The organism is Nocardia sp. CA-119907 (assembly GCF_050955995.1).
Lineage (GTDB): Bacteria > Actinomycetota > Actinomycetes > Mycobacteriales > Mycobacteriaceae > Nocardia.
The window spans coordinates 4,538,469-4,556,481 of record NZ_CP192091.1; the positions used below are offsets into that span (position 1 = coordinate 4,538,469).

Below are 18,013 nucleotides of genomic sequence, written 5' to 3' on the forward strand. Positions count from 1 at the left end.
ACGCAGCGGACGGGAATGAAAATAAGTGTCAGCGGTTACATACGATCTGTCAATGATTGTCAGACAATTCGGGTGACCAGGGCTTCGAGCGCGGTGGTCCGGTCGAGGGCGAGCAGGGCCGCGCCGTCGATCGGATCACCGAGCGGGTCGCGGCGCTCGATCACGTCGGCTATCTGCCGGTCGAGCGGGTCCAGCAGTGGCGCACCGAGTTTGGTGAGTCCGCCGGTGATCGCATAGGGGACCGGCGGACGCAGGCCGGACCGTTCGATGGCAGCGCGGACGGTGCGGCCGAGTGCGCGGGCGGCGGTCGCCATGATCGCTGCCGCGGTGTCGTCCACGGCGGCCGCGACGATGGGTGCGAAGCTGGCGGCAGCTAAAGCCGGATTATCGTGCTCACCAAGGAATTTCGGCAACGCGTCCAGGTCGATGCTGTAGTGTTCGCCGACCTTCTCGGCCAGGACGGTCTGCGGACCCCTGCCATCGTGGGCGCGCAATGCCGCGCGCAGACCTTCCAGGCCGATCCAGCCGCCGCTGCCCTCGTCGCCGAGTTGCGGTCCCCAGCCGTCGACCCTGGTGAACCCGCCCGCCGCGTCCACCGCCGTCGCCACGGCTCCGGTTCCGATCGCCAGCACCACACCGGGCGATCCGCCGAGCGCCCCGGCGTGTGCGGTGACCGCGTCGGAGGTGACCGCCACCGCGTCAGCGAACTCGGCAAGGCGGCGAGCCAGGAAGGCGGCCGCATCCGGGGCCGATGCGGCACCGGCAGCGCCGACCGACAGCGTGAAAGCGCTCGGCATCGGCGATATCTGGTCCATGACCGCACGGATCGCTCGTTCCGCCTCGGCGATTCCCGTCGCATGGGCGAGTCCCGGCGCACCCGGCGCTTCGGCATAGCCCGTCTGGCTGCCATCGAGCCGCAATGAACCGCGACAGCCGGTCTTGCCGAGATCGATTGCGAGGACATGGCTGGTCATGGGAGACATACTTACCAGCAGACTCGGGCTGACCGATTGATCGGAGCACCGCTCCGGCAGCGATCCCGACTGCCCCTGGACCTCCGTAGACTGGCGGTATGGACGTTGCGTCGAAGCGATCGCCATGACCGAGCGCAAACCCCTCGGTGTCACCTTTGAATCGTGGATCGACAAACAGATCCGCGAGGCCACCGAACGCGGCGAATTCGACAACCTCCGCGGCGCGGGCAAACCGATTCCGAACTCCGTCGATGACGAGAACTGGTGGCTGAAGAGCTACTTGCACGGCGAAGGAGTGCGTGCGGACGGCCTGCTGCCCCCATCCCTGATACTGCGCCGCGATATCGAGGAACTCCCGGAATTGGTGCGGGATATGGCTTCCGAGCGCGAGGTTCGCGAAACGATATCGGAGCTGAACCAGCGCATCGTGGACTGGCTTCGAATGCCGCACGGACCCTATGTTCGGGTCGGACCGGTGAATACCGAAGAGGTTGTCGCGCAGTGGCGCAGTGACCGAACCACCGCGCGCCGAAATAGGCAGCCGAAAGCAACCCCGCCGAGCGCACCTATTGCGCCACCATCAGCCAAGCCCAGTTGGTGGCAATGGATTACGCTCCGCCGCTCGACTCGACGCCTCTGACACTCGAGTCAACGTGCGTGCAGCGACGACCGACTCACTACGGCCGTGTCGCGAGATCAGCGCTGTCGCAGCGCGGCCTGCTCGGTGAGTTCGAGTTCGATGAAGGCATCGATCATGGCCCGCCAGACCGACTCCGCGACGGCGGGGGCCAGACCCGCCGCCGTGGCACGCTCGCGGGCCAACGCCACCACCTGCGCAACCCGATCCGGCGCGCGGACGGCGTGTTCATCGGTCTTGAACGCCGCCGCCGACCGCACCAGGCTCTGGCGCTGCGCCAGGAAACGGATCAACTCCGCGTCAACGGCATCGATACGGGCACGGACCTCGGCGAGCGATTCGGGTGCGGACACAGCCGCCAATCCTACGGGCCGTCAGACCAGGAACCGCAGTGCCGAGGGTTCGCCGCGTTCGAGTGCGGCGGTGTGCTCGGCGACGTTCAGTCCGTCGCTGAGCGTCGCTCCGGCGTCGAGCAGCGCGACAAGTTTTGTTTCGGCTTCCTTGACCGCTGCCGCCGCATCGAGCAATGGCTCGATCCGCTCGGGATCAACGACAATGACTCCTTCCGCGTCGGCCAGGATCAGATCACCGGGAGCCACCTCGACACCGCCGCAGCGCACCGGGATCTGCAACTGGCCGAGTTGAGAAGTGGTGCCCGCCATCGGGGTAACGAATCGGCTGTACACCGGCAGCGCGCAGTCGCGCACATAGCCGATATCGCGGTACCCGCCGTCGACGATGATGCCGCCGAGGCCGCGCACCAGCGCGCCACGGGCGAACAACTCTCCGGCGAAGGCGATATCGGCCCCGTCGCCATCGACCACCAGGACATCGCCGGGAGCGGCCGTCTCGACGGCCCGCAAGACCGCGAGGAAGTCGCCACGACAGCGGACGGTGAAGGCGGGGCCGAAGATGCGCGGCTCGGCGGATCTCGGTCGAATCGCGCTGTCCAGCACTCGCGTCGACTTATCGGCGTCGCAGATGGCCGTGGTATCGACGGCGCGGAATTTGGTGACGAGCTGGTCGGTCGGCATCGGTGACGCCCCTTCGAGACTCGAATGACGGGATCAGCTGGCATCGTACGGCCCGCACGTCCGTCCGCCGATCGAGGTCAGCGACGATTACGACCGGGCGACCAGATCGCAATCGGAACCGCGCCGACCAGGACGACGCACCCGAGTACGAAGGCCGCTTGCGAGATGCCGTGCACGAAGGCGGCCTCGGCGAATTGGCGGAACGGTTCCGCGACCGGACCCGAGCGGCCGGCCAGTTCCAGTGCCGCGGCATAGGATTCGGAGACATGGCTGGCGCCGATATCGACGGCAATGCTCGGCAACGCCGTGTACAGCGCCACCATGGAGGCGACCATCAGCGCTACGGCCAGACAGGACACCGCCAGCGTTCACCACAGTGACCAGGGCAGGCGCGGCGCTTCCCGGATCTCGACCCTCTCCATGGCGCTCCTTCCACCGAAACGATACTATCGGTATCGCTACGCTACTGTCAGTAGCATATGACTCCATGGTTGCGATAGACTTCGTTGGAGATGGCCGGCCAGGAATCCGAAGATCCGCGAAAGATACGGTCCCGCAACCGATTACTGGACGCGGCGGCCGAACTGCTGCTGTCCGGCGGTATCGAAGCGGTCACCATCGATGCGGTGGTCCGCACTTCGAAGGTCGCGCGTACCACCCTCTATCGACACTTCGACAGCAGCACCCAGTTGCTCGCCGCGACGTTCGAGCGACTGCTGCCGCCGCCAGCCGAGGCCCCGACCACCGGACCGCTGCGCACTCGGCTCGTCGAATTGCTTTACCACCAGGCCGGACTCATCAATGAGGCACCGCTGCAACTCACCACCTTGGCCTGGCTTGCGCTGAGCCCCGAGGTAGCAGATCGGGGCTCCGCACTGGCCGACCTGCGTCATCGATTCATCGAGCAGCACCGCGCCCCATTCGAAGCCGTGCTCGGAAACGCTGATACCGCAGCACAATTCGCCGACTACGACACCGAACTCGCGCTGCTGCAGCTCGTCGGCCCGATCCTCCTCGCGAAACTCGCGGGCCTGGAACGCGACGATCGCGCCGATTGCACCCGCATCGTCGATGACTTTCTGGCCGCCCGGCAGGCAGGAGGGGTGCGGTGCGACTGACCGCGAAGGTGGCGCGCGAACGGTTCATGGCGGAACCGGTAGCCCGCCTCGCCACCGTGACGGCAGACCTGCGTCCGCACCTCGTTCCGATCGTATTCGCGGTCGCCGACGACATCATCTACACCGCGGTCGATGCGAAGCCCAAGACGACGACCGCGCTGCGCCGCTTGGCGAATATCGCCGCGAACCCCGCGGTTGCCGTTCTCGCCGATCACTACAGCGACGATTGGACGCATCTGTGGTGGTCCCGAGCGGATGGCACCGCGCGCATCACCGACGACTCCGAAGCACTACTGGCCCAACAGCTACTCGCCGCACGCTATCCGGTGTATCTGACCCAGCCGCCACCCGGCCCGGTCGTCGCCATCGATGTCATCCGCTGGTCGGGATGGGCCGCAAGCTGATACGCGGTGCCGGGTCAACGGCCGATCGCAGTACGACGCGTCGGCCGATCGTGTAACCATGGGACTGCGGAGTCGAGAGGGGACGCAGATGGGAAAGCTGGACGACAAAGTCGCGCTGATCACCGGCGGCGCACGCGGTCAAGGGCGTTCGCATGCGGTCACTTTGGCCGCCGAGGGCGCCGATATCGTGCTCTGCGATATCGCCGAGCCGATCGGCAGCGTGCCGTATCCGCTGAGTTCCGAGGACGATCTCGCCGAGACCGTCAAGCTGGTCGAGGAGACCGGACGGCGTTGCGTGGCGGTCAGAGCCGATGTGCGCAGCCGATCCGAGATGGACGCGGTCACCGAACGCGCCATAGCCGAGTTCGGCCGGATCGACATCCTGCTCGCCAATGCGGGGATCGCCTCCGGTGCGCCCATCGCCGAGATGGACGAGCAGATGTGGCAGGACATGATCGATGTCAACCTGACCGGTGTCTTCCACAGCTTTCGTGCCGTGGTGCCGCACATGATCGAACGCCGCTCCGGCCGAATCGTCGCCACCTCGTCCATTGTCGGCCGCATGGGTGCGGCGAATTCCGGCCACTACGCGGCAGCGAAATGGGGCGTGATCGGTTTGGTGAAATCGCTTGCGCACGAACTGGTTCCGCACGGCATCACCGTCAACGCGGTGCTACCGGCCGGTGTGCGCACCGATATGATCATGAACCCGGCGATGTACTCCGCCATGGTGCCCGATATCGAGAATCCCACCCTCGAGGACGTGGAAGCCATGTTCGCCACCGCACCTCCCAACGGCGATCTGATCGTGCCGCAGGAGGTTTCCGAAATGATCCTGCTTTTGGTCGGCGAACACGGCCGTCACTTCAACGGCGAAGCCATCACCATCTCCGGCGGTATGAGCGCGGGCACCACCTGAGGCGGCTACCAACCGACGACGCTCAGGATCGCCAGCACGAAGGGTGCGGCGACGACGAGCACCCCGACGACTACCAGCGCCGCAACCACATTCGCGATGCGCCAGCCGGGCGAGGTCGAATAGCGGCGCGAGAGCCGATGGGCATCCGCCGTGGACTGACGCGCCCACGCCATGTGGCGAGCGTTCTCGCTGCGCTGCCAGGCCGAGTTTCCGGGATAAGTCATCGTCGATATCCTTCCGACGCTTCGGGATTTGACACCACCCACGCTATGGCCGCCCCATCGCCAACCGAATCCGCCGAAGTACTCATCGAAGTACTCACTGCCGAGACCGGCCAGCACTCGACCGCCGAACTTTCGATATGGCACGATCTGCTAGGTGACCAGCAGACCAGCAACGGAGGATCACCTACGCGATCTCGCGCGGCTGCGTCGCGTCCGCGACCGAATCGACCGGGAGTACGCGCAGCCGCTGGACGTCGAGGCGCTCGCCCGCGACGCGCATATGTCGGCCGGGCACCTCAGTCGCCAGTTCCGACTCGCGTATGGCGAGCCGCCCTACGCCTATCTGATGACGCGGCGCATCGAGCGGGCGATGGCGCTGCTGCGTCGTGGCGACCTGAGCGTCACCGAGGTCTGTTTCGCCGTCGGCTGCTCGTCGCTGGGTACCTTCAGCACCCGCTTCACCGAACTCGTCGGCGTGCCGCCCAGCGTCTATCGCGAGCAGCAGGCCCGCGCGACGGAGGGGATGCCGTCCTGCGTGGCGAAACAGGTGACCAGACCGATCAGGAATCGAGAAGCGCAGGTTAGCGCGTCGCAACTAGCGTGATCGTCATGAACATCACCATTCACCAGACCTACCTCCCGCAGGACGACCCGGACGCCGCCCTGGCCTTCTATCGCGACACTCTCGGCTTCGAGGTCCGCAACGACGTCGGATACAACGGGATGCGCTGGATCACGGTCGGCCCCGTAGGCCAGCCCACGTCCATCGTTCTGCATCCACCCGCCGCCGACCCCGGTATCACCGACGACGAGCGCCGCACCATTACCGAAATGATGGCCAAGGGCACCTACGCCAGCATCAACCTGGCCACCGAGGACCTCGACGGCGTTTTCGAGAAGCTGCAGGCCAGCGATAGCGCCGAGGTCGTCCAGGAACCGACCGAGCAGCCGTACGGCATCCGCGACTGCGCCTTCCGCGACCCCGCGGGCAATATGGTCCGCATCCAGCAACTGCGCTGAGCTATCCGGCAGCTGTATCGGGCCTTTAGTCCGGCAATCACCACCCCGACCTGCGCGGACGGCTGGGCGCATAGCCAAGGACAGTGCCGGTGGCGGCCATCGTCTGCCACCGGCAAGCAAACAGTTGCCGCGCCCCGCGCCGAGAAAAGAACAACCGAACGCACTGCTCGAAGCTGGTTGGATCGAGCCAGGCGACTCCGTAGGAGCCCGCGAAGGCGGCCCGCGCAACAGATGGAGACACGATCAGCATGGCCAAGAAGACGGACACGCAATCGCCCGCACCCCAGGTTGCCGACAGCCACGATCTCATCCGCGTGGTCGGCGCTCGCGTGAACAACCTCAAGGACATCAGCATCGAGATCCCCAAGCGCCGGCTGACGGTTTTCACCGGCATCTCCGGTTCGGGCAAGAGCTCGCTGGTATTCGATACGGTCGCCGCGGAGTCGCAGCGACTGATCAACGAGACCTACAGCAGCTTCGTACAGGGTTTCATGCCGACGCTGGCGCGGCCGGAGGTCGACGTACTCGAAGGGCTGACGACCACGATCATCGTCGACCAGCAGCGAATGGGCGCCGATCCGCGTTCCACCGTCGGCACCGCCACCGACGCCAATGCGATGTTGCGCATCCTGTTCAGCCGACTCGGGAAGCCGCACATCGGCTCCCCGCAGGCGTTCTCGTTCAACGTCGCCTCGATCAGTGGCGCGGGTGCGGTCACGGTGGAGCGCTCCGGGCAGACGGTGCGCGAGCGCCGCAGCTTCAGCATCACCGGCGGCATGTGCCCGCGCTGCGAGGGCAGGGGTTCGGTCAACGACATCGATCTGACCCAGCTCTACGACGACGCCAAGTCGCTCAACCAGGGTGCGCTCACCATCCCCGGCTACAGCATGGACGGCTGGTTCGGCCGGATCTTCACCGGCTGTGGCTTCTTCGACCCGGACAAGCCGATCAAGAAGTTCACCAAGCGAGAGCTCAACGACCTGCTCTACAAGGAGCCGACCAAGATCAAGGTCGAGGGCATCAACCTGACCTATGAGGGCCTGATTCCGCGGATCCGCAAGTCGATGCTGTCCAAGGATGTGGATGCGCTGCAGCCGCACATCCGCGCCTTCGTTGAGCGCGCGGTCACCTTCACCATCTGTCCGGAGTGCGACGGCACGCGGCTCAGCGACCAAGCCCGGGCATCGAAGATCAAGGGCAAGAGTATCGCCGACGCCTGCGCGATGCAGATCAGCGATCTCGCCGAGTGGGTCAGCGGGCTGAAGGAGCCGTCGGTGGCGCCGCTGCTCGCCTCGCTGCGGCACACCCTCGACTCATTCGTGGAAATCGGGCTGGGCTACCTCTCGCTCAACCGGCCGTCGGGCACGCTGTCGGGCGGTGAGGCACAGCGCGTCAAGATGATTCGCCACCTCGGCTCCGCGCTGACCGACGTCACCTATGTCTTCGACGAGCCGACCGTCGGCCTGCACCCCCATGACATCCAGCGGATGAACGAGCTGCTGCTGCGACTGCGGGACAAGGGCAACACGGTGCTGGTCGTGGAGCACAAACCGGAGACGATCGCCATCGCCGACCACGTCGTCGACCTCGGGCCCGGGGCCGGTGCGGGCGGCGGCACGGTCTGTTTCGAGGGGACCGTCGAGGGATTGCGCACCAGCGGCACCATCACCGGCCGCCATTTCGACGACCGCGCAGCACTGAAGAAGACGGTGCGAAAGCCCAACGGCGCCTTGCAGGTTCGCGGGGCGACGACGAACAACCTGCGCGATGTCGACGTCGACATCCCGCTCGGCGTGCTCACCGTCATCACCGGCGTCGCGGGCTCCGGCAAGAGCTCACTCGTGCACGGTTCGATCCCCGCCGGCGAAGGGGTGATCTCGGTCGACCAGGGCGCGATTCGCGGCTCGCGGCGAAGCAACCCGGCGACCTACACCGGACTGCTCGAGCCGATTCGCAAGGCGTTCGCAAAGGCCAACGGCGTGAAGCCAGCGCTGTTCAGCGCCAACTCCGAGGGCGCGTGCCCCAATTGCAATGGCGCCGGTGTCATCTACACCGATCTGGCGATGATGGCCGGCGTCGCCACCACCTGCGAGGAGTGCGAGGGGAAGCGGTACCAGGCAGCGGTGCTGGACTACCACCTCGGCGGCCGCGATATCAGCCAGGTGCTGGCCATGCCGGTGACCGAGGCCGAGGAGTTCTTCGGCACCGGCGAGGCGCGGATTCCGGCGGCGCACAAGATCATTCAGGCACTCGCCGACGTCGGGCTCGGCTATCTGAGCCTCGGCCAGCCGCTCACCACGCTGTCCGGCGGCGAGCGGCAGCGGCTCAAGCTGGCCACCCACATGACCGAGAAGGGCGGCGTCTACGTCCTCGACGAGCCGACAACGGGCCTGCACCTCGCCGACGTCGAACACCTGCTGGCCCTGCTCGACCGGCTCGTCGACTCCGGCAAGTCGGTCATCGTCATCGAACATCACCAGGCGGTCATGGCGCATGCCGACTGGATCATCGATCTCGGTCCCGGCGCCGGCCACGACGGCGGCAAGATCGTCTTCGAGGGCACACCCACCGACCTCGTCGCCGTACGCTCCACCCTCACTGGCGAACACCTCGCTGGCTACGTCGGCGCGTAGGCGTCCGGAATCGGATTCACTGTCGAGTCTGCTTCGCGCTCATGGGAAGTCGCGGATCGACCGCCATATCGGTCCAGGTGCCGCGCAGCCACGCCTGTGCCGGGTCGTCGCTGATCCGCCAGGCCCGTTCCGGTCCGGGACCGGCCATGATGTTCAGGTAGTACATGTGATAGCCGGGCGCGGCGATGGACGGGCCGTGGTAGCCATGCGGTACCAGCACCACATCGCCGTCGCGGACCTCCTCGAGCACATCGATCGGCCGCTCGGGAGTTCCGTAGACGCGGTGGTAGCCGAAGCCCGGCGAATCATCCGCGCCACGGGCGAATTCGAAGTAGTAGATCTCCTCGAGCGGGGTTTCGGTATCGGTGAGCTCGTCGTGTTTGTGTGCCGGATACGACGACCAGTTGCCGCCCGGCGTGATCACCTCGCAGGCGATGATCGAGTCGGCCTCGAAAGTGTCCGCGGTCGCGAAGTTGTGTACCTGACGGCTGCAGTTGCCCGCACCGCGCAACTCCACCGGCACATCGACGGCGGGGACGTATCGGAACGGGAGCTGCCGTTGCGCGCGAGCGCCACCGAGCGCGAATCGCCCGCCGTTGGTAGTGGTCACGGTGTAGGAGTTGTCCCGGCCGATGTAGGCGAAGTCTGTCGGGCCGTCGAAAACGCTATCGCGCCCGGCCAATTCGCACGGCTGGCCAGCACAGACCACGGTGCACGAACCGGACAGCGGTACGACGACGATCTCATCGGCGCGGCTGTGGGTGCGATGGGACTGTCCCGGCCCGAGTTCGATGACATGCAGACTGCAGTGCTCCCAGCCCGCCGACTCCTGGGTGAGTTCCACCGTGTACGGCGCACGGCAGTTGCGGGTGGCGGGTACGTAATGCTTGCTGTGCATGCCGATCACCGCACCAGCGATACGGCCGTATCGACCGCACCCGCGACATCGCCGTCCCGTGGATACAGCAGGGTGCGGCCCACTATCAGACCCCGAACTCCCGGCAGCGCAAGGGCTTTCGCCCAATGGGCGTAGGTATCGTCCGGATCTGTCTGCGGGTCGCCGCCGAGCAGCAGTGTGGGCAGGGTGGTGGCCTCCATGACCCGCTCCATCTCCGCGACGACGGGTAGCTTCAGCCAGGTGTAGGCCGATGTGGAGCCCAGTCCCTGAGCCAGGTGAACGCTTTTGATGACCGCATCCGGCGACAGGTCGTTGACCACCTTTGTCCCCGGACCATCGGGCCGGTGCGATATGAACGGTTCGAGCAGCGCGGCCAGGCCGAGCGCGGCGAGCTCATCGATGGCGGCGGCGCTCGCGGTCATCATGGACAGGGTGCCCGGATCGGCGAGATCGAACCGATTGAGCATCTTGGCGCCATTGAGCCCGGCCGCGGCCGTCGCACGCGCGGTGTACCCGGTCATCCGGTCGTCGAGCTCGAAATCCGCCCCCGCGATGCCACCCCGGTTCATCGAGCTGAATACGACCTTGTCCTCGAGCGCACCGAGCAGCAGCAGGTCCTCGATGATGTCCGCGGTGCCGAGCACACCGTCGACACCCGGCCGGGCCAATGCCGTCACCAGCCGATCCAGCAGCTCCATGCGGCTGTTCATGGCATAGGGATTGCCCGCGGCCGCCAGTGCGCCGCGGGCGGGATGATCGGCGGCGATGATCATCAACCGGCCATCGCCGCGCACCAGACCGCGGCGCGTCCTGGCCTCGAAGGCCCTGGCGACGGCGCCGGGATCGGCCGCACGCACCTCGGTCAGCTCGGCTACCTTCATCGCTCGGCCCTCCCGGTCGGTGACAGCTCGACAAGTGCGTCGATTTCCGCGCTGGTCGGCATGGCGGTGGAACATTCGAGCCGGGCGGCGACAATGGCCCCGGCGGCATTGGCGCGGCGCAGGATGGTCTCCAGATCCCACCCGGCGAGCAGGCCGTGACACAGACTCCCGCCGAAGGCATCTCCGGCACCGAGACCATTGACCACCTCGACGGTCGCGGGCGGCACCACCACCGATTCGTGGCGGGTCTTGCCGAGCACACCATCCGGCCCCTGTTTGACGATGGCCAGTTCGACACCCAGATCCAACAGTGCGTCGGCGGCCCGATGCGGGTCGGTCTCGTCGACGGCGATCCGGCACTCCTCGCGGTTGCCGACCGCCACCGTGACCTGCGTCAGGGCTCGGCGCACCTGCTCGCGGGCCTGGCTCTCCTCGGCCCAGAACATCGGCCGGTAGTCCAGGTCCAATACGGTCAGCGGTCGGCGCTCCCGGATCGACCAAGCCTCGAAATGGGCTGCACGAGAGGGCTCTTGGCACAGGCCGGTGACGGTGGACCAGTACACACCAGTGCCGCGGATGAGTTCAGGAGCCACCTGTCCACCGGTGATCTGCAGGTCCGGCGCGCTGGGCTCACGATAGAAGTACAGCGGGAAATCGTCGGGCGGGAAGATCTCACAGAAGGTCACCGGCGTCGCAAAGCGGCCGGTGGTCTGCAGGAGGGCATCCGAGACGCCGAGGCGGACCAGTTCACGCCGCACGTACCGGCCGAAGGGATCGGCGCCGACACCGGACCACAGCGCGGTGCGCCGCCCCAGCCGCGCCGCTGCCACCGCGACATTGGCGGCACTGCCGCCGAGGAACTTGCCGAAGGTGTCGACATCTTCCAGACCGACTCCGGACTGGAGCGGATAGATGTCGACGCCGACCCGACCGGTCGACAAGACCTCGAATTGAGCGTTCACAGGCTGACTCCAGGGTTGGTCCAACTGGACGGGCATTGCCGCCTGTCCAGACTGTGCGCCACGCCATACCGCCTTGTCAAGACTTTGTCAGGACATACTGACTTACAGACATATTGAATCGGGAAGGCTCGGGTGCCTTACAGTGGACGAAACGGCGTTCACCAGCACCCGCCCGCCCCGAGGAGCCACGATGCCAGCGCCACTCGATATCGCGATCGACCGCACAAGTCCGGTCCCGCTGTATTTTCAACTGGCACAAGGCATCGAGAACGCGATACTGAACGGCCGACTCACCCCCGGCGACCGCATCGAGAACGAACTGGACCTGGCCAAGCGGCTCAATCTGTCGCGGCCGACCACTCGGCAAGCGATCCAGGCGCTGGTCGACAAGGGGCTGTTGATGCGCAGGCGCGGGGTGGGAACCCAGGTGGTACAGAATCAGGTGCATCGCCCGGTCGAATTGACCAGCCTGTACGACGACCTGCTCACCGCGGGGCAGGAGCCGACCACCGAATTGCTCGACTACCAACTCGGTGCTCCCGATATCGATATCGCCAAGGAACTCGGCGTGCCCGAGGATGCCCGCTTCGTAACCTTTCGCCGGCTGCGCCGGGCCGGAAGTGAACCGCTGGCCGTCATGACCAATTATGTACCCGCCGAATTCGCGCCCGCGCCGGACCAGCTCGAGTTGCACGGATTCTATGAGTGCCTGCGGGCCAAGGGGATTCACATCGCACTCGCGCGTCAGCGAATCGGTGCGCGCAGCGCCACCCGGGCCGAGGCTCAGCTGCTGGGGGAGCGCACGAACGCGCCGGTGCTGACGATGCAACGCGTCGCTTTCGACAGTTCCGGACGCCCGGTCGAAATGGGTCGGCACGTGTACCGGGCCTCGCGGCACTTCTTCGATACGACCGTCCTGAGCCGCTGAAGCGGTGACAGTCGAAGTCTGGCGAACGGATCATTTGTCCGAACATATTGATGTTCATTGTCAGGTCCGCAATCGAAACAGTGCGCCAAACGATCTGAGGTATCACGCCGGGAGCGGCTCAGGGCGAGCACCGCGCGCAACGGTGCCACGTGAATGCCGTGTTCGTCCCGGTGCCTGCGCGTTTTCAACCAGGTGATCAGCGCGCCGGTGACGGCGATCGCCCTGATGTGCGATTCAGGCGCAGCACTCGCATTCGTGCCCAGCAGTGGGGTCGCTCGCACCGAGAGCCATGGGGGATGGGCAGCAGGTGTCGCCGCGCCAGGCGTTGATGCCTTCCTTGACCGCGATAGCGGCAATCACCAGTGCCGCGGTCGCATCGGCCCACGACCAGCCGAACAGGCTGTTGATCAGCAATCCGATCAACAGCACCGCCGACAAGTAGGTGCAGAGCAGAGTCTGCTTCGAGTCGGCAACCGCTGAGGCGGAACCGAGTTCGCGCCCGGCACGACGCTGCGCCCACGACAGCACCGGCATGACCGCCAGGCTCACCGCTGCCAGCCCGATGCCGACCGGCGAATGCCGAGCCGCGCCGCCGACTCGCGCCAGCGACAGGATCGAATCGACGCTGACATAGGCGGCCAGCGCGAAGAAGGAGAACGCGATGATCCGCAGCGCGACCTTCTCCCGTTCCGCTGGGTCACGCCCGGCGAACTGCCACGCCACCGCGGCCGCCGACGAAACCTCGATCACCGAGTCAAGACCGAATCCGAGCAATGCCGCCGACGACACCCGGGCACCCTCGGTCAGCGCGATGATCGCCTCGATCACGTTGTAGGAGATGGTCGCGGCGACGAACCATCGGATGCGCCGAGCCAGCACCGCCCGTCGCTCCGGAGACGGACCCGAGACGGTCACCGCCGAGGGCAGCGACGGAATTCCCAGCGACTGCGACATCAGCAGCACCCCTGCGCATCGGAGTCCGGACAGCACGCCGGGTCCACCGCCAGCACCAATCCGGTGAGGTCGTCGAGCGCGCGAGCGATACGGGGATCGGCGAGCTCATAGCGCGACCGGCGGCCCTCCGGAATCGCCACCACCAACCCGCAACCTCGCAGGCACGCAAGGTGATTCGACAGAATCTGCCGCGAGACACCGATCCGGTCGGCCAGCTCCGAGGGGTAGCTCGGGGCGGTCCGTAGGCTCAGCAAGATCTCGGTGCGCGTCGGGTCCGACAGGGCGTGCCCGAAGCGGGCCAACGCATCACGGTGCAGCACGGCTTCCACACCCAAATAGTACATCAGATGCTGTATTCAGAAAATGGTGAATCATCTGAGTGGAAACTCGCCTCTCCGCGGTGTAGTCCTTTCCGGTGATCGACAGACGCGGCTTGTCCGCATCGCGCGGCTCGGCCACCCGCTCCCAGACGGCGTCGATCATGGGGGCGAGCAGGAGTTCGCCGAGCTGCCGGACCAACACCTCGACAATCCGGGTGGACTCGCGACGTGCGGTGGAGGCCAGACCCGCCCTCAATGGTTCGAAGACCTCTATTTCAATGGCACACAGTGCGATCTGCTGGTGATCGTCGCCAAGACCGATCCCTCCCATCTCCCGCTCGCTCTGAGACGACAGGTCACGCCAGGTCGGAGGCGATGATCTTTTCGATATTGCGTTCCGCGAGGCCGGTAATGGTCAGGAAGGGGTTGACGCCGGTGCTGCCGGGAATCAGCGAACCGTCGATGACGTACAGACCGGAGTATCCGTTGAGCCTGCCGTAGTTATCGGTGGCCTGACCGAGCAGACAGCCGCCGAGCGGGTGGTACACGAAGTCGTCGCCCCAGATCTTGTACAGGCCGAACAGATCGGTCCGATAGATCGTGCCCGCCTTGGAATTGATGGCGTCGAATACTCGTTTCGCCGCATCGATCGAAGGCTGGGTGTAGGACGCCTGCCAGGATAGATCCACCCCGCCGGTGGCCGAGTTGTAGGTGAACCGAGCGCGGTTGGGGTTCTTGGTGATCGCCAGATAGAGATTCACGCCGTTCTCGGTATTCGTTGGGAACGGGGCGATTTCGGCGAACACCGGACCATTGGCATCGGCCCAGTTGTCGACGCCCATACACGGAATCGCCGATTGCAGCGCACCGGTCAAATCCAGCCCGGCCCGACCCACCATCACATTGCCATTGTTGCCCCAGCCCGCGCCGACCGAATCGGCCAGGTTCGGCAGCTTGCCCAACGCTTTCATGGTCACCAGCAGCTTGCTGGTACCGACGCTGCCCGCCGCGAAGAACACTTTGTCCGCGGTGACGGTCTTGGTCGCCACCGTATTGCCGAGCACATCCATCTGCGTGATGACCACCGTGTAGCCGCTCGCGGCCGGTGCCACGCTGGTGACCTTGTGCAGTGGGGAGATGCTCAGTTTGCCGGTCGCGGCGGCAACCGCCAGATAGGTCTTGTCCAGTGAGCGCTTGCCGAAGTTATTGCCATAGATCACCTCACCGCCCAGCGCCGAGCGCGTAACGGTATTCGCCTGCTCCTTCTGCATATAACTGAAGTCGTAGACGTTCGGCACGAATGTCGTCGCGTAGCCCGCGTTGTTGGCGGTCTTTCGACTGACCCTCGCGTATTTGTAGCATTCGGCGGACTCGAACCACGCCGGGTCGACATTGTTGACCCCGAGTGCGGCCTGAGCCCGGGGAAAGTAGGTGGAGTACATCGCCGACGCGTCGACCGATGGCAGAATCTGTTGGAAGTAGTCCTGTTTCGGCAGCGGAGCCATGCCACCGTTGACCAGCGAGCCACCGCCCACACCGCGGCCCTGATACACCCGCGTCGTCGCGAAATGCTCCGAGTCGAGCACACCCGCGTCGCTCGGACTGATGTCTCGGTTGATATCCGCCCCGACGAAATGGCTGATCGGCTGATCGGTCCTGGTCCGGAACCAATACGACCGCTCATCCGGATCGATCATGGTGCAGAAGACTTTTCCGTCCGACCCGGGCGCGGTCCAGTTCTGCCCCATCTCGATCATCGCGACCTGTTTGCCGGCCTGACACAAGCGCAGTGCGGCGACCGCTCCGCCGTAGCCGCTTCCGATAATCAGATTCGGCACGTGATCCCCATTGCCGATGGGTGCCGCCGACGCCTTCGCGGTCCACGCGGCCGGACCGAGTGCCATTGCTCCGGCCGCAAATGCAGTGCCCGCCAAGAATTTCCGGCGGGTCATCCCTTGGCGAACGCCGGTGTTGGCCGAGGGGCGTCGGTCGTACATGAGCGAAACCTTCCGATATGAGGCGCAGGAGAGCGTCCCGAGTCGGCAGAATGTAACAGGTTCTAGTTGGGCATCGAGGCGAATCGCATCGTTGATGTGTCACGATGCCGAGGGGGTTGTCCCGCCCCGAGCGGAAATGGCAATAGCGCTGGCCTAGAAACTATTTCGAAGGGAACTTCGGATCCCGCCGCCCGAGCAGAGGTGCGTGCTGCGAGAACAACAGCTACCGCGCCGAGATCGCCACCCCGAACAGTCCGCAATTATCGAAACGACAAGGCGCAGGCTAGGTTCCGAGATCGAAGCGAATGCCGGAGCGCAGCGCCGCGGTCGCGGACAGTCCGAACATGTGGTGGAAGGTTTCGCTGAAGTGTGACGGGGTGGCGAAACCTGCGTCGGTGGCGCATCGCGTGAGATCGCGGCCGGTCGCGGCGTCCCGGATCGCGTGCATGACGCGGGTCCACCGCTGGTATCCGCGGAACGTGGTGCCGGACTGCTGGGTGAACAAACGGAGGAAATGGGTGGTGGACAGGCCCAGGTTCGCTGCGATGGTTTCGGCCCGGAATGTGCGATTCGGGTCCTGGCGGATCGCGGCGGCGACCGACTCGATCCGCTGATCGGCGGCCGATGCGCGGCCGGTGACGGCCCGAGCGAAGATTCGGTCCGGATCCACCTCCCCGTCACCGCACAGCTCGATGAGCTCCTGTTCCCGTCGGTGGCCGAGACCGTACGGCCCGGCGGTCGCCGTCATCTCCTCCGCGATGCCGGTGGCGGGCGCACCCGCGGGGTCGACGAACAGCAGCAGGATCCACTTCTCCGGGGCGACGACGCGGTGCACCGCGCGAGCGGGGGCGAACGAGCTGCCGGTGCGGATATCTCCGTGCGCGGCGGTCTCGAGGATGAACGGTTCGTCCAAGCCGACGCTGAGCACCGCGACCGAGGGTGAATGCAGGTCAACGCCGAGTTCCGGCCCGATATAGCCGACATGACCCGGCCGCACCCACACCAGCGGCGACTTTGTCGTACCGCATATTTCCGAAAGCGCACCCACGGTCACAACTGCCAGGGTATCGCCATGCCGCCGCAAGACGGCGGTCCAGCAGAACACCACCACCAGCCGGAGGGCACATCATGCGAGGCAAAGTTCCACTGCGAGTTCGAATTCTCACCGCACTATCGACCGAACCGGACTGGGATTCGATCACTCCGGATGAGGTCATCGAATTGCGCGAAGCGCAGTTCCGCAAGCGCCGCTCCGCGATCGGCAGGCTCGCCACCGGCAAGCCCGATCGGGGCGCGACCATCACCACACCCGTCCTCGATCTGCCGGAGCGGCGGCTGGGCATTCGCGTGTACCGGCCCGAGCATGCGGGCGCGGATCTGCCGCTGATCGTCGCGTTCCACGGCGGCGGATTCATCGGTGGCGCACCGGATCAGGACGATTGGCTGCTCAGTCACCTGGCGGTCAACTGCCCGGCCGTGGTCATCTCGGTCGACTACCGGCTGGCACCCGAGCATCCGGTGCCCGCACCCATCGAGGATGCCTACGAGTCCGTGTCCCACCTCCTCGAGCTCGCTCCCGTGTGGGGAGCCGATCCCACTCGGCTCGCCCTGCTGGGTGCCAGTGCGGGTGCCACGCTCGCGGCACTCACCGCCATCAAGGCGAAGGAACTCGGGCTCCCGGTGCGCGCCCAGGTGCTGATCAACCCGCAGCTCGACTGGACCGCCCGCGTCTTCGAGTACCCCTCGTTCACCGAGAACGCGGACAGCCCGACCGCTACTCCGGCCAATTGCCGTGCCGTGCAGCGCATTGCGCTGCCCGCATCGTTCGATGCCCGGGCGATTTCACCGATCGAGACCGACGACCTCGCAGGACTCGCTCCGGCCCTGATCCAGTCCGCGGGTCTGGACACACTGGAAGACCAGGCTCCGGCCTACGCCGAGCGGCTACGAGAGGCGGGCGTCGAGGTGGCGCTGACCCGCTATCCGGAAGCAGTGCACGCCTTCCTGAGCATACCGGGCCTGGTGCCCGCGGCCCGGCCCGCACGCGCCGAGATCCTTGCCCACCTGCGCAGCCACTTGCTGGAGCGCTCTGGCGCAGCGGCGCGATAGG

Annotated in this window: 22 protein-coding genes; 9 read left to right on the forward strand and 13 right to left on the reverse strand. The window is 65.8% G+C overall.

The window, feature by feature from the left end:
- Positions 1-59 precede the first annotated feature (59 nt).
- A complete protein-coding gene (locus tag ACQP2D_RS19985; protein ID WP_433685221.1) occupies positions 60-974 on the reverse strand; it encodes an N-acetylglucosamine kinase in 915 nt (304 codons plus the stop codon).
- Positions 975-1,098: 124 nt separating this feature from the next.
- On the opposite strand from ACQP2D_RS19985, the gene ACQP2D_RS19990 reads away from it, so the two are divergent.
- The gene (locus ACQP2D_RS19990) at positions 1,099-1,614 is read left to right on the forward strand and encodes a DUF1992 domain-containing protein (protein WP_433685222.1); all 516 of its coding nucleotides are present in this window, start codon (positions 1,099-1,101) and stop codon (positions 1,612-1,614) included.
- Positions 1,615-1,670: 56 nt separating this feature from the next.
- Here ACQP2D_RS19990 and ACQP2D_RS19995 read toward each other — a convergent pair whose 3' ends face one another.
- The 3 genes from ACQP2D_RS19995 to ACQP2D_RS20005 form a co-directional block, all read right to left on the reverse strand.
- Positions 1,671-1,964 (reverse strand): chorismate mutase, encoded by a 294-nt coding sequence (locus ACQP2D_RS19995; protein ID WP_433685223.1) that lies wholly within the window; start codon positions 1,962-1,964, stop codon positions 1,671-1,673.
- Positions 1,965-1,985: 21 nt separating this feature from the next.
- Positions 1,986-2,645, reverse strand: coding sequence for an RraA family protein (locus tag ACQP2D_RS20000; protein ID WP_433685224.1), 660 nt, complete (start codon positions 2,643-2,645; stop codon positions 1,986-1,988).
- Positions 2,646-2,722: 77 nt separating this feature from the next.
- Positions 2,723-3,004: a hypothetical protein gene (locus ACQP2D_RS20005; protein ID WP_433685225.1), complete on the reverse strand. Its 282-nt coding sequence runs from the start codon at positions 3,002-3,004 to the stop codon at positions 2,723-2,725.
- Positions 3,005-3,157: 153 nt separating this feature from the next.
- Between ACQP2D_RS20005 and ACQP2D_RS20010 the strand changes: the two genes are divergently transcribed.
- The 3 genes from ACQP2D_RS20010 (at position 3,158) to ACQP2D_RS20020 (ending at position 5,086) form a co-directional block, all read left to right on the forward strand.
- Positions 3,158-3,763 carry a TetR/AcrR family transcriptional regulator gene (locus tag ACQP2D_RS20010; RefSeq protein ID WP_433685226.1) on the forward strand — a complete coding sequence of 202 codons (606 nt, stop codon included), beginning with the start codon at positions 3,158-3,160 and terminating at the stop codon, positions 3,761-3,763.
- On the forward strand, positions 3,760-4,167 hold the full coding sequence (locus ACQP2D_RS20015) for a TIGR03668 family PPOX class F420-dependent oxidoreductase (protein ID WP_433685712.1): 408 nt from the start codon (positions 3,760-3,762) through the stop codon (positions 4,165-4,167). The genes ACQP2D_RS20010 and ACQP2D_RS20015 overlap by 4 nt, the downstream gene beginning before the upstream one ends.
- A gap of 88 nt (positions 4,168-4,255) precedes the next feature.
- Positions 4,256-5,086 carry a mycofactocin-coupled SDR family oxidoreductase gene (locus tag ACQP2D_RS20020; RefSeq protein WP_433685227.1) on the forward strand — a complete coding sequence of 277 codons (831 nt, stop codon included), beginning with the start codon at positions 4,256-4,258 and terminating at the stop codon, positions 5,084-5,086.
- 5 nt (positions 5,087-5,091) lie between these two features.
- On the opposite strand, the gene ACQP2D_RS20025 is transcribed toward ACQP2D_RS20020, so the two are convergent.
- Complete coding sequence (locus tag ACQP2D_RS20025) at positions 5,092-5,310, reverse strand: hypothetical protein (protein ID WP_433685228.1); 219 nt, start codon at positions 5,308-5,310, stop codon at positions 5,092-5,094.
- A 154-nt stretch (positions 5,311-5,464) separates the two neighbouring features.
- On the opposite strand from ACQP2D_RS20025, the gene ACQP2D_RS20030 reads away from it, so the two are divergent.
- The 3 genes from ACQP2D_RS20030 to ACQP2D_RS20040 all read left to right on the forward strand — a co-directional run bounded on the left by ACQP2D_RS20030 (position 5,465) and on the right by ACQP2D_RS20040 (position 8,963).
- Positions 5,465-5,914 carry a helix-turn-helix transcriptional regulator gene (locus ACQP2D_RS20030; protein WP_433685229.1) on the forward strand — a complete coding sequence of 150 codons (450 nt, stop codon included), beginning with the start codon at positions 5,465-5,467 and terminating at the stop codon, positions 5,912-5,914.
- A gap of 5 nt (positions 5,915-5,919) precedes the next feature.
- On the forward strand, positions 5,920-6,330 hold the full coding sequence (locus ACQP2D_RS20035; RefSeq protein ID WP_433685230.1) for a VOC family protein: 411 nt from the start codon (positions 5,920-5,922) through the stop codon (positions 6,328-6,330).
- 248 nt (positions 6,331-6,578) lie between these two features.
- Complete coding sequence (locus ACQP2D_RS20040) at positions 6,579-8,963, forward strand: ATP-binding cassette domain-containing protein (RefSeq protein WP_433685231.1); 2,385 nt, start codon at positions 6,579-6,581, stop codon at positions 8,961-8,963.
- Positions 8,964-8,979: 16 nt separating this feature from the next.
- On the opposite strand, the gene iolB is transcribed toward ACQP2D_RS20040, so the two are convergent.
- The 3 genes from iolB to iolC are packed head-to-tail and all read right to left on the reverse strand — an operon-like array spanning position 8,980 to position 11,740.
- Entirely contained in the window at positions 8,980-9,861 is an 882-nt protein-coding gene (iolB, locus tag ACQP2D_RS20045; protein WP_433685232.1) for a 5-deoxy-glucuronate isomerase, read from the reverse strand.
- Positions 9,862-9,866: 5 nt separating this feature from the next.
- Positions 9,867-10,742 carry a Cgl0159 family (beta/alpha)8-fold protein gene (locus ACQP2D_RS20050; RefSeq protein WP_433685233.1) on the reverse strand — a complete coding sequence of 292 codons (876 nt, stop codon included), beginning with the start codon at positions 10,740-10,742 and terminating at the stop codon, positions 9,867-9,869.
- Positions 10,739-11,740, reverse strand: coding sequence for a 5-dehydro-2-deoxygluconokinase (gene iolC / locus ACQP2D_RS20055; protein ID WP_433685234.1), 1,002 nt, complete (start codon positions 11,738-11,740; stop codon positions 10,739-10,741). The genes ACQP2D_RS20050 and iolC overlap by 4 nt, the downstream gene beginning before the upstream one ends.
- A gap of 154 nt (positions 11,741-11,894) precedes the next feature.
- Between iolC and ACQP2D_RS20060 the strand changes: the two genes are divergently transcribed.
- Complete coding sequence (locus ACQP2D_RS20060; RefSeq protein WP_433685235.1) at positions 11,895-12,632, forward strand: GntR family transcriptional regulator; 738 nt, start codon at positions 11,895-11,897, stop codon at positions 12,630-12,632.
- A gap of 234 nt (positions 12,633-12,866) precedes the next feature.
- On the opposite strand, the gene ACQP2D_RS20065 is transcribed toward ACQP2D_RS20060, so the two are convergent.
- From ACQP2D_RS20065 to ACQP2D_RS20085, 5 genes are all read right to left on the reverse strand, one after another.
- Positions 12,867-13,586 (reverse strand): cation transporter, encoded by a 720-nt coding sequence (locus ACQP2D_RS20065; protein WP_433685236.1) that lies wholly within the window; start codon positions 13,584-13,586, stop codon positions 12,867-12,869.
- Positions 13,586-13,915, reverse strand: coding sequence for an ArsR/SmtB family transcription factor (locus tag ACQP2D_RS20070; protein ID WP_433685237.1), 330 nt, complete (start codon positions 13,913-13,915; stop codon positions 13,586-13,588). Before ACQP2D_RS20070 ends, ACQP2D_RS20065 begins: the two co-directional genes overlap by 1 nt.
- Positions 13,893-14,237, reverse strand: a complete 345-nt coding sequence (locus ACQP2D_RS20075) for a hypothetical protein (protein WP_433685238.1) — start codon at positions 14,235-14,237, stop codon at positions 13,893-13,895. The genes ACQP2D_RS20070 and ACQP2D_RS20075 overlap by 23 nt, the downstream gene beginning before the upstream one ends.
- 25 nt (positions 14,238-14,262) lie before the next feature.
- On the reverse strand, positions 14,263-15,903 hold the full coding sequence (locus ACQP2D_RS20080; RefSeq protein WP_433685239.1) for a GMC oxidoreductase: 1,641 nt from the start codon (positions 15,901-15,903) through the stop codon (positions 14,263-14,265).
- A gap of 283 nt (positions 15,904-16,186) precedes the next feature.
- Positions 16,187-16,957 (reverse strand): helix-turn-helix domain-containing protein, encoded by a 771-nt coding sequence (locus ACQP2D_RS20085; protein WP_433685240.1) that lies wholly within the window; start codon positions 16,955-16,957, stop codon positions 16,187-16,189.
- Between the two features lie 74 nt (positions 16,958-17,031).
- On the opposite strand from ACQP2D_RS20085, the gene ACQP2D_RS20090 reads away from it, so the two are divergent.
- Positions 17,032-18,012 carry an alpha/beta hydrolase gene (locus ACQP2D_RS20090; RefSeq protein ID WP_433685241.1) on the forward strand — a complete coding sequence of 327 codons (981 nt, stop codon included), beginning with the start codon at positions 17,032-17,034 and terminating at the stop codon, positions 18,010-18,012.
- Position 18,013 lies beyond the last annotated feature (1 nt).